The following is a 10,331-nucleotide window of genomic DNA, read 5'->3' as shown; positions in this document are numbered from 1 at the left end:
TCCGCCACGACCGCAGCAAAGCTTTTACTCTAGCGAAGAGTATAGTTAAGAAGACTTATGGTTTGTCTAAGTAACGTTGTAATGGCTGGGCTACCTGGATTCGAACCAGGGAATGCTGGCATCAAAAGCCAGTGCCTTACCGCTTGGCGATAGCCCAACAATGAATGGTCATCTACTAAAAGAAACACATTCTAAATAATGGTGCGGTCGGAGAGACTTGAACTCTCACACCTCTCGGCGCCAGAACCTAAATCTGGTGCGTCTACCAATTCCGCCACGACCGCAGCAAATCTTTATAGTCATACTGAATATTGGTGATTCAATATAACGTTGTCTTTTCTTTCTCGAAGAAAGAATGGTGGCTACTGCGGGATTTGAACCTGCGACCCCATCATTATGAGTGATGTGCTCTAACCAACTGAGCTAAGTAGCCATCTGAGAGCGAGACAATATAATATAATCTTGCTTTCAATGCCATTATCTTTTTAAAGATAATTACACTTTAAATAGTGGCTGGGCTACCTGGATTCGAACCAGGGAATGCCGGCATCAAAAGCCGGTGCCTTACCGCTTGGCGATAGCCCAACAATGATATCAATTAAGATATCTCAATATGGTGCGGTCGGAGAGACTTGAACTCTCACACCTCTCGGCGCCAGAACCTAAATCTGGTGCGTCTACCAATTCCGCCACGACCGCGTTATTTCCTAAAAACTCTTTGTTACTAAAGACAAACTTTAATATCAAATAGAGTGCTTAGGAAATGGTGGCTACTGCGGGATTTGAACCTGCGACCCCATCATTATGAGTGATGTGCTCTAACCAACTGAGCTAAGTAGCCATTTCCATATTGTTGCTCATTTCGAAACGTTGCCGCTTCGCTGTGAACGGGGCGCATTATGCGTAGTTGAGTGAAACCCGTCAACTTTTTTTTTGAATAAATCGCGAATAAACATCTGTTCGGTTTCTTTTTAGGCAAAGAGGCGTATTTGTCGACAAAAAACAGGTCTAAAAGGCGATATATATAGGAAGTTAACTTTCTGGTGAGGGACAATTTAGAAAGGGGAAAAACAAAAAGGCCAGTGAATTCACTGGCCTTTTTTCTAGATGTTTAATCAGAATTATACATTGAAGCGGAAGTGAACAACGTCACCATCTTTAACGATGTATTCTTTACCTTCAAGGCGCCATTTACCTGCGTCTTTCGCACCGCTCTCACCGTTAAATTCGATGAAGTGATCGAATCCAACAACTTCAGCACGGATGAAACCTTTCTCGAAGTCTGTGTGGATCTTACCCGCTGCTTGTGGCGCAGTTGCACCTACAGGGATTGTCCAAGCACGAACTTCTTTAACACCAGCTGTGAAGTAAGTCTGAAGAGTCAGTAGTTCGTAACCAGAGCGGATCACTCGGTTAAGACCTGGTTCTTCGATACCCATATCCGCAAGGAACTCTTCGCGATCTTCGTCATCAAGCTCAGAAAGCTCTGATTCGATTGCTGCACAAACAGCAACAACAACGTTGTTTTCGTTTTCTGCGTATTCACGAACAGCGTCTAGGTATGGGTTATTTTCAAAACCATCTTCTGCAACGTTTGCGATGTACATTGTTGGCTTAAGCGTTAGGAAGTTTAGGTAGCCGATTGCTGCCGCTTCTTCTTTGCCAAGTTCAACAGTACGTGCCATACCACCTTCAGTTAGAACTGGAAGTAGCTTTTCTAGTACAGTGATTTCGAATTTAGCGTCTTTGTCGCCGCCTTTCGCTTTCTTCGCGTTACGTTGAATTGCACGCTCACAGCTGTCTAAGTCAGCCAGCGCAAGTTCTAGGTTGATCACTTCGATATCTTCAATTGGAGATACTTTGCCAGCAACGTGAACAATGTTTTCATTTTCAAAGCAGCGTACAACGTGACCGATAGCGTCAGTTTCACGGATGTTAGCTAGGAATTTGTTACCAAGACCTTCACCTTTAGATGCGCCAGCAACTAGGCCCGCGATATCTACGAATTCCATTGTCGTTGGAAGGATCTTCTGTGGATTAACAATTTTTGCTAATGCATCTAAGCGTAGATCTGGAACCGGAACGATACCTGTGTTTGGTTCGATCGTACAAAATGGAAAGTTTGCTGCTTCGATGCCTGCTTTAGTCAGTGCGTTAAACAGAGTTGACTTACCAACGTTTGGTAGACCAACGATGCCACATTTAAAACCCATGATATAAACCTTATTCTGCTTTGAACGTATGTAAGCGATTTTGTGCTTTTGGTAGGCCATCTTTTAATAAGATGTCTAGGCTGCGAACCGATTCGTCAACGACGGCCTCGATACACTCTTGCTCTTTTTGAGGAGCTTTGCCTAATACATAACCTGCAACTTTATCTTTGTGTCCTGGATGGCCGATGCCTAATCTAAGACGATAGAATTCTTTATTGTTACCCTGCTTGCTGATGATGTCTTTCAGACCATTATGTCCGCCATGACCACCACCTTTTTTAAACTTTCCAATACCAGGAGGCAGATCTAACTCATCGTGAGCGACCATGATCTCTTCTGGTTTAATTTGGTAGAACTTTGCTAAGGCTGCAACTGCTTTGCCTGACAAGTTCATAAAAGTCGTTGGGATCAGCAAACGAAGATCTTCACCGTGAACCATGATACGACCCGTTAGGCCAAAGAACTTTGGTTCGTTCTTTAGTGTCACGTTATGTACACGCGCTAATTCTTCAACTACCCAAGCGCCCGCGTTGTGGCGAGTTTTGGCGTATTCTGGACCTGGATTAGCCAGTCCAACGAGAAGTTTTATTTGTTGGCTCAAGGTATGGATCTCTCTTGGGATTTCAAAAAGCGCCGTATGATATCACAGTTTATGAAAAAGGTGCGAGCTAGCTGATAGCTGCGCGATTATTCCTGTTTGTGATAACTAGCAGTGCAATATTACTCAGACATAAAAAAAGCACTTCATTGACTGAAGTGCTTAATATCTTTCTCTCGCGTGTTTCTAAAACCAAGCTTTTGTAAAAAAAGCTATTGGGCTTTGATTAGTTGAACATCGCTGAGATTGATTCTTCGTTGCTGATACGACGAATCGCTTCAGCAAGCATGCGAGAAAGGCTAAGTGTTGTCACTTTACCCGTCGCAGCCATCTCTGGAGATAGAGAGATAGAATCCGTTACGATAACTTGGTCTAGAACAGAGTTCTTGATGTTGTTCGCAGCAGTACCAGAGAAAACAGCGTGAGTTGCGTAAGCGAATACACGCTTAGCACCGCGCTCTTTAAGCGCTTCAGCTGCTTTACATAGTGTGCCACCCGTATCGATCATGTCATCAACGATAACACAGTCACGACCTTCAACATCACCGATTAGGTTCATTACTTCAGAAACGTTAGCACGTGGACGACGCTTATCAACGATAGCGATGTCAACATCACCTAGCGCTTTAGCCGTTGCACGAGCACGTACAACACCACCAAGGTCTGGAGAAACCACAACTGGGTTTTCTAGGCCACGGTTAGCCATGTCTTCTAGAAGAACTGGAGTACCGAAGATGTTATCAACTGGTACATCGAAGAAGCCTTGGATTTGCTCTGCGTGTAGGTCGATAGTAAGAACGCGGTCAACGCCAACGTTAGAAAGGAAATCTGCAACAACTTTTGCAGTAATTGGCACACGAGCAGAACGTACACGACGATCTTGACGGGCATAACCGAAGTAAGGGATTACAGCAGTAATACGGCCAGCAGAAGCACGGCGCATTGCGTCAATCATTACCACCAATTCCATAAGGTTGTCATTGGTTGGTGCACAAGTTGATTGAATCAGGAATACATCGCTACCACGAACGTTTTCATTGATTTGAACAGCGACTTCGCCATCAGAAAAACGGTCTACAGTAGCATCGCCAAGAGAGATGTATAGACGATCAGCAATACGTTGGGCTAGTTCAGGTGTTGCGTTACCAGCAAATAGCTTCATATCAGGCACGGTGGAAACCTCGGGTTGCGTCCAGTTTTAAATAGATTGTGGGTGGGCTGATTGGTATTCAGCCAGAGTTTCTTTTAAAGGAGAAATGTTTCTTCCTTTCGCTATGAAAGCGGAAACTGTGTCAGGCAGTTGTTCTCGCACCAATTCGGCTTCTTTTTCGCTGTTAAATTCAGCAAAAACGCACGAACCTGTGCCAGTCAATCTCGACGGCGCGTATTGTAGCAGCCATGAAAGTTGCTTATCAACCTCTGGGTACAGCATTCGCACAATTTTTTCGCAATCGTTTACGTATTCTTGCTCTAGAAGCGTTGATAGCGCTCGCTTTGGCGTGTTTCGAGTTAATTCTGAATGTGTGAATATGTCTACAGTTGCTATGCTCACTTGAGGTTTAACCACAAGATACCATTTTTCATCCGGATTAGCTGGCTGTAGCTGTTCTCCAACGCCTTCAGCAAAGGCGGCGTAGCCTCGAACGAAGACAGGAACGTCAGCACCAAGCTTCAAACCGATCTTAGCGAGCTGATCATCCGAGAGGTTGAGTTGCCATAAATAATTCAGGGCGACCAACACGGTTGCTGCGTTTGAAGAGCCTCCACCAATACCACCACCCATAGGCAGCACTTTCTTGAGTTCAATATCCGCACCGAAAGAGGTCGATGTGTATTGTTGAAGGGCAGTAGCCGCTTTCCAAATAAGGTTGTCTTCTGTAGCAACGCCCGGAATTGCAGGGGTTATTGTGATCGCACTTGTTTTTTTATTTGCAGTGACCGTCAGTTCATCACCAAAATCGACAAACTGAAATAAGGTTTGAAGTTCGTGATAGCCATTGTCACGTCGACCAGTGATATAGAGAAATAAATTCAGTTTAGCCGGAGAGGGCCAATGGGTTGGCGTTGTTATCATTTTTTCAGTGTCCACTTCGAAACTACAATGTTGATTTTGTTCTCGTTTTGCTTGAATGACAATCGAGTAGGGAGTGGGATTGTCTCTACTTTTGCGTTGTCTTCATCCGATAGTTGCTTACTCGGCATTTCTGTATTGCGATAGTTAGCAAAATTCAGTGTCCATAATTGACTGCTGACTTGTTTGGACAGAGATTCAAGAGTGTTGGTACTGCTGAGTTGATAGGAATCGGCTTGGTCTGGAATGCCAAGGAACCATTGTGGTAGATGATCAATGGGGATCTGTAAGCCTGTCAGCTGCTCAACCAAGATTGAAGCACTCGCATGAGTAAATACTTGGTCATCATAGGTCACGACTTTTGCACCTGATGGAGCAATGGTTAGGTTCAACGCGGTTTGACCGAGAAACGTCGTAAGCCTTAATTGACTTTTATTTGGAGAGTGCTTCCAAATGAAATTGAGGCTTTGGCGTTGCTCTGGGGAAATGTAAGCGAGCTTGCCTGACGCTTGATAGTTTTCTATCTGTAAAAGCCGATCTTGGTGACTTTGCCACTCGACGCTGGTTGGTTGTTCTGGGATAGACGAGCAACCCACCATAATTATGGTCATAAAAATAAGAGACGTGATTTTGAGAAGCTTGCTCATATTTGCTCACAACTTGTTCAAATTTATCTAAAAAACGCTTCAACTATAGCATTGAATTCACGAAGTCAGGAAAACAAATCCCGCTTGCTCTTTAAATAGAGCCATGCATCAAGTAAAATTCGCCCCTTGTTTCCATTCCCTGATCGAGAACTTCTGATACATGTCTTTGCTTGCCGTAGGTATCAATCACAATACAGCGTCGGTTGAATTGCGAGAAAAAGTCGCTTTTGGTCCAGATAAATTATCTGAGGCACTCAAGCAACTTAACGCAAATGCACACGTAAATGGAAGTGTCATACTTTCTACCTGTAATCGAACTGAAGTTTATTGCGACGTTAAAGGCGTGGCAAAAAACAAGTTGATCGATTGGTTGTCAGTTTTCCATCAAGTGAGCCCTGAAGAGCTAAAACCGAGCATTTATGTCCATGAAGAGCAGGCGGCGATTAAACATTTAATGCGCGTAGCTTGTGGCTTGGACTCTTTGGTATTGGGTGAACCACAGATCTTAGGTCAGGTGAAGCAAGCTTATACAGATTCGCGAGAGAACAAATCTGTTGATGCTTCAATGGAAAAGCTGTTCCAGAAATCATTCTCTGTCGCGAAGCGTGTTCGAACTGAAACGGAGATCGGCGGAAGTGCGGTTTCGGTTGCTTACGCAGCTTGTACGTTAGCCAAGCACATCTTTGAGTCGATTGCCGATTCAACCGTGCTATTGGTGGGTGCGGGTGAAACGATTGAGTTGGTGGCTAAGCATCTTTCAGCGAATGGCTGTACCAAGATGATTGTGGCTAACCGAACTCGTGAGCGTGCTTTAGGGCTGGCTGAAGAGTTTGGTGCTGAAGTGATCAGCCTCAATGAGATCCCTGATCATCTGCATAGAGCGGATATCGTAATTAGCTCAACCGCAAGTCCATTGCCTATTATCGGTAAGGGTATGGTTGAGACTGCTCTAAAAACAAGAAAGCATCAGCCGATGTTATTGGTTGATATTGCCGTTCCACGTGATGTGGAATCGCAGGTTGGTGATCTAAATGATGCCTACCTTTATTCGGTTGATGATTTGCAGTCGATTGTTGATGGCAATATCGAACAACGTAAAGTTGAAGCGATTCAAGCTGAAGCGATCGTCAGTGAAGAAAGTGCCGCGTTCATGAGTTGGATGCGCTCTTTACAAGCGGTAGACAGTATTCGAGATTACCGTAAATCGGCTAACGAAATCCGCGAAGAATTATTAAGTAAAAGTTTACAATCGCTTGCCGCTGGCGGTGACCCTGAAAAAGTTTTACTCGAGCTCAGCAATAAGCTCACAAACAAATTGATCCATGCTCCAACGCGCGCACTTCAAAGTGCAGCTGAGCAAGGAGAACCTGCAAAATTAATGGTCATTAGACAGAGTTTGGGCTTAGAAAACCCTCAATAATATTAGACCTCCAACAAGATAAGACATTATGAAAGCCTCGATTCTAGTAAAGCTTGAAACACTTGTTGAACGCTATGAAGAAGTTCAACACCTACTTGGTGATCCAGATGTAATCGGGAATCAAGACAAATTCCGTGCACTTTCGAAAGAATACTCTCAACTTGAAGAAGTGACAGCTTGCTTCCAGTCATACCAGCAAGCGAAAGAAGATCTAGAAGCTGCTGAAGAGATGGCAAACGAAGACGACGCAGAAATGCGTGAAATGGCTCAAGATGAAATCAAAGATGCGAAAGCAGCAATTGAGCGTCTGACTGATGAGCTACAGATTCTTCTTATTCCAAAAGATCCAAACGATGAGCGTAACTGTTTCCTAGAAATCCGCGCAGGTGCGGGTGGTGATGAAGCAGGTATCTTCGCGGGCAACCTGTTCCGTATGTACTCTAAGTTTGCTGAGAAGAAAGGTTGGCGTGTTGAAATCATGAGCAGCAATGCTTCTGAGCAAGGCGGCTACAAAGAGATGATCGCTAAGGTTAGTGGCGACGCTGTTTACGGCACCATGAAGTTTGAGTCAGGCGGTCACCGTGTACAACGTGTACCTGAAACCGAATCTCAAGGCCGTGTTCACACGTCAGCATGTACGGTTGCGGTTATGCCTGAGATCCCAGAAGCGGATCTTCCAGAAATCAAAGCGGGCGACCTTAAAATTGATACTTTCCGTGCATCAGGCGCGGGTGGTCAGCACGTTAACACCACGGATTCAGCAATCCGTATTACTCACTTACCAACGGGTACAGTAGTAGAGTGTCAGGACGAGCGTTCTCAGCATAAAAACAAAGCGAAAGCGATGGCTGTTCTTGCTGCTCGTATTGTTCAAGCAGAAGAAGAGCGCCGCGCGGCAGCGGTTTCTGATACACGTCGTAACCTACTAGGTTCGGGTGACCGTAGTGACCGTATTCGTACGTACAACTACCCACAAGGCCGTGTTTCGGATCACCGTATCAACCTTACAATTTACCGTCTTAACGAAGTACTTGAAGGTGACATGCAAAGCTTGCTTGATCCTGTACTTCAAGAGCACCAAGCCGATCAGCTTGCTGCACTTGCAGAGAACAACTAACCAGTATGCAGTCAGCATATACGGTTGAAAGTGCTTTAAAAGCAGCAATCGTAAAGCTTCAAGAGGGTGATAACACATCACCCTCTATTGATGCCGCGGTACTGCTTTGTCACGCCTTAGATAAACCAAGATCTTACCTACTGACTTGGCCTGAGAAGCATCTCACCTCAGAGCAAGAGTCTGAATTCAATGCCCTTCTAAAACGTCGCTTAACCGGTGAGCCTGTGGCTTACATAATTGGTGAGCGTGAGTTTTGGTCACTGCCGTTAAAAGTTTCCCCTTCTACATTAATCCCACGCCCAGATACCGAGCGTTTGGTTGAGGTAGCTTTGGATAAAACCTTTGGCAAGCAAGGCGCGATTCTCGATTTAGGGACAGGTACAGGTGCTATCGCGTTAGCATTGGCGTCTGAGATGCCGAATCGACAGGTGACGGGTATTGATCTTCGCCCTGAAGCGCAGCAGCTTGCGACAGAGAATGCACAGCGTCTCAACATCACCAATGCGACTTTTTTGCATGGTAGTTGGTTTGAGCCTTTGAGCTCTGAAGGCGTTGTGAAATTCTCTCTGATTGTTTCTAACCCGCCATACATTGAGAAGAATGATCCTCATTTGTCTCAAGGCGATGTGCGTTTTGAGCCGATCACAGCACTGGTTGCTGAAGAGAAAGGGCTTGCAGATATTCGATACATTTCTGAAAACGCACGTGGCTTTTTGGAAAATGAAGGTTGGTTAGCATTTGAACACGGCTATGACCAAGGTTTGGCAGTTCGTGAGATTATGCAGGCGCTCGGTTATCTCGATGTTGTCACAGAGAAAGATTACGGTGGTAATGACCGAGTGACATTGGGTCGTTACTGTTCATAGTTAGTGATTGTTAATCGTCTTGTGAGCAATGGATGATGAACTTGCTAAATTGATACCTTTAACTCGACAATGCATTTAACGCAGAAATACAGAGATTTTATGCAGAACTACAGAGCATTAACGGGTATTGTGAGGCTCGTGTTAACGAAAGCACATATAAAAATATAAAGGAATACCATGTACGAAGGTCTAAAACATTTTCACCTATTAACGATTGCTATAAGTGCGCTACTTCTCTCGATTCGTTTCGCTCTTATGATGGCTAACTCACCTAAGCTTAAGCATCCTTTCTTGCAGCGTTTCCCTCATATCAATGACTCGTTGCTATTGCTATCGGGTATTGGTTTGATTTTCATCACTGGCTTTATTCCATTTACACCAGCAGCACCATGGTTAACCGAAAAACTAACTTGTGTTATGGCTTACATCGCATTAGGTTTCTTTGCGCTTAAGCTAGGTAAAAACAAGCTACTGAGAGTATTCTCTTTCTTTGGTGCGCTTGGCTGGTTAGCGATGGCAGGCAAAATCGCAATGACCAAGACACCAACATTTTTCGGTTAACTATCTATGTACGAATTTTTTGATGAAGACTTTGACCAGTTAGAGTTAGCTGAAGGTGCATTGATCTTAAATAAAGCGATTAACCCAGAAACTCAAGACAGTTGGGCAGAGCAAGAGCTGGCGAGATTGTTAAAAGACGCCGAGTTTGCTTTGGTTAATGAAACCGATGAACAGCAGAAGTTTGAATTTTTTATTCGACTATTCTTTTATGAATGGGGCTTTGCTGGCGATAAAGATGCGTATTTCTCTTCGGAAAACGCCTTCATCGATAAAGTGCTTGAGAGAAAGAAAGGCATTCCAGTGAGTCTGGGGGCGATCTTTCTTTTTCTAGGTCGCAAGCTAGGCTTTCCTGTAGAGGGCGTCTCTTTTCCGACTCAATTCTTACTTAAAGTAAGTTGGTACGGGCAAGCTGCGGCCTACATTAACCCTTATAACGGTGAGTACGTTGGCGAACAAACGCTGCGAGCATGGCTAATTGGCCATGATGGCCCATTAGCTAAGGTGAAACCTGAGCACCTAGAAGTCGCCGACCACCCAACGATTATTGGTAAGTGGTTAGCCCTGCTCAAGAGTGCACTGCTGCGAGAAGAGCGTTATACACTTGCATTGAAGTGTACCGATCTTGCGTTAACGTTTGTGCCGGATGATCCGTATGAAATCCGTGACCGCGGTTTTATCTATCAGCAGCTAGACTGTCACCAAGTAGCCGCAACCGATTATCAATACTTTATCGACCAATGCCCAGATGACCCGGCATCTGAGTTACTGAAATCTCAAGTGAACGTCATGAACGAAAAGACAGTGGTTGTTCACTAATTAATAATTATTTAGAGAGAAT

At 44.6% G+C, this 10,331-nt stretch carries 10 protein-coding genes and 6 tRNA genes; 5 read left to right on the top strand and 11 right to left on the bottom strand.

All coding sequences use genetic code 11. The features are described 5' to 3' along the window. Nucleotides 1–82: 82 nt before the first annotated feature. The 11 genes from AB4558_RS01840 to lolB all read right to left on the bottom strand — a co-directional run bounded on the left by AB4558_RS01840 (nt 83) and on the right by lolB (nt 5,529). Nucleotides 83–157, bottom strand: a tRNA-Gln gene (locus tag AB4558_RS01840). Between the two features lie 42 nt (nt 158–199). Continuing rightward, nucleotides 200–284 (bottom strand) — tRNA-Leu (locus AB4558_RS01835). A gap of 72 nt (nt 285–356) precedes the next feature. After that, nucleotides 357–433 (bottom strand) — tRNA-Met (locus tag AB4558_RS01830). Nucleotides 434–510: 77 nt separating this feature from the next. Further along, nucleotides 511–585: transfer RNA gene (locus AB4558_RS01825), tRNA-Gln, on the bottom strand. A gap of 29 nt (nt 586–614) precedes the next feature. Then, nucleotides 615–699 (bottom strand) — tRNA-Leu (locus AB4558_RS01820). 65 nt (nt 700–764) lie between these two features. Continuing rightward, nucleotides 765–841: transfer RNA gene (locus tag AB4558_RS01815), tRNA-Met, on the bottom strand. A 280-nt stretch (nt 842–1,121) separates the two neighbouring features. Further along, on the bottom strand, nt 1,122–2,213 hold the full coding sequence (ychF, locus tag AB4558_RS01810) for a redox-regulated ATPase YchF (RefSeq protein WP_010439159.1): 1,092 nt from the start codon (nt 2,211–2,213) through the stop codon (nt 1,122–1,124). 10 nt (nt 2,214–2,223) lie between these two features. Continuing rightward, the gene (gene pth / locus AB4558_RS01805) at nt 2,224–2,814 is read right to left on the bottom strand and encodes an aminoacyl-tRNA hydrolase (RefSeq protein ID WP_004739815.1); all 591 of its coding nucleotides are present in this window, start codon (nt 2,812–2,814) and stop codon (nt 2,224–2,226) included. Nucleotides 2,815–3,037: 223 nt separating this feature from the next. Then, on the bottom strand, nt 3,038–3,982 hold the full coding sequence (locus AB4558_RS01800) for a ribose-phosphate pyrophosphokinase (protein WP_004739814.1): 945 nt from the start codon (nt 3,980–3,982) through the stop codon (nt 3,038–3,040). A gap of 27 nt (nt 3,983–4,009) precedes the next feature. After that, nucleotides 4,010–4,885, bottom strand: a complete 876-nt coding sequence (gene ispE / locus AB4558_RS01795) for a 4-(cytidine 5'-diphospho)-2-C-methyl-D-erythritol kinase (protein WP_017062310.1) — start codon at nt 4,883–4,885, stop codon at nt 4,010–4,012. Beyond that, the gene (gene lolB, locus AB4558_RS01790; protein ID WP_123961849.1) at nt 4,882–5,529 is read right to left on the bottom strand and encodes a lipoprotein insertase outer membrane protein LolB; all 648 of its coding nucleotides are present in this window, start codon (nt 5,527–5,529) and stop codon (nt 4,882–4,884) included. Before lolB ends, ispE begins: the two co-directional genes overlap by 4 nt. A gap of 160 nt (nt 5,530–5,689) precedes the next feature. Here lolB and hemA point away from each other — a divergent pair, with 160 nt between their 5' ends. From hemA to AB4558_RS01765, 5 genes are all read left to right on the top strand, one after another. Next, nucleotides 5,690–6,949: a glutamyl-tRNA reductase gene (gene hemA, locus AB4558_RS01785; protein WP_372157820.1), complete on the top strand. Its 1,260-nt coding sequence runs from the start codon at nt 5,690–5,692 to the stop codon at nt 6,947–6,949. Between the two features lie 28 nt (nt 6,950–6,977). Further along, nucleotides 6,978–8,066, top strand: a complete 1,089-nt coding sequence (prfA, locus tag AB4558_RS01780) for a peptide chain release factor 1 (RefSeq protein WP_017062313.1) — start codon at nt 6,978–6,980, stop codon at nt 8,064–8,066. 5 nt (nt 8,067–8,071) lie between these two features. Beyond that, nucleotides 8,072–8,932: a peptide chain release factor N(5)-glutamine methyltransferase gene (gene prmC, locus AB4558_RS01775; protein ID WP_017062314.1), complete on the top strand. Its 861-nt coding sequence runs from the start codon at nt 8,072–8,074 to the stop codon at nt 8,930–8,932. A gap of 177 nt (nt 8,933–9,109) precedes the next feature. Next, a complete protein-coding gene (locus AB4558_RS01770; RefSeq protein ID WP_009848726.1) occupies nt 9,110–9,493 on the top strand; it encodes a SirB2 family protein in 384 nt (127 codons plus the stop codon). Between the two features lie 6 nt (nt 9,494–9,499). Continuing rightward, on the top strand, nt 9,500–10,309 hold the full coding sequence (locus AB4558_RS01765; protein ID WP_017062315.1) for a SirB1 family protein: 810 nt from the start codon (nt 9,500–9,502) through the stop codon (nt 10,307–10,309). Nucleotides 10,310–10,331 lie beyond the last annotated feature (22 nt).

It is taken from the genome of Vibrio sp. 10N.222.51.C5, from assembly GCF_041474575.1.
GTDB classification, from domain to species: domain Bacteria; phylum Pseudomonadota; class Gammaproteobacteria; order Enterobacterales; family Vibrionaceae; genus Vibrio; species Vibrio crassostreae_C.
This window is presented reverse-complemented; position numbering and strand designations above follow the sequence as displayed.

What these genes read in the sequence shown, in the direction of transcription:
- prfA (WP_017062313.1), top strand. Translation starts at nt 6,978, where the DNA reads ATGAAAGCCTCGATTCTAGTAAAGCTTGAAACACTTGTTGAACGCTAT.
- prmC (WP_017062314.1), top strand. Translation starts at nt 8,072, where the DNA reads ATGCAGTCAGCATATACGGTTGAAAGTGCTTTAAAAGCAGCAATCGTA.
- lolB (WP_123961849.1), bottom strand. Translation starts at nt 5,529, where the DNA reads ATGAGCAAGCTTCTCAAAATCACGTCTCTTATTTTTATGACCATAATT.
- hemA (WP_372157820.1), top strand. Translation starts at nt 5,690, where the DNA reads ATGTCTTTGCTTGCCGTAGGTATCAATCACAATACAGCGTCGGTTGAA.
- AB4558_RS01770 (WP_009848726.1), top strand. Translation starts at nt 9,110, where the DNA reads ATGTACGAAGGTCTAAAACATTTTCACCTATTAACGATTGCTATAAGT.
- ispE (WP_017062310.1), bottom strand. Translation starts at nt 4,885, where the DNA reads ATGATAACAACGCCAACCCATTGGCCCTCTCCGGCTAAACTGAATTTA.
- ychF (WP_010439159.1), bottom strand. Translation starts at nt 2,213, where the DNA reads ATGGGTTTTAAATGTGGCATCGTTGGTCTACCAAACGTTGGTAAGTCA.
- AB4558_RS01765 (WP_017062315.1), top strand. Translation starts at nt 9,500, where the DNA reads ATGTACGAATTTTTTGATGAAGACTTTGACCAGTTAGAGTTAGCTGAA.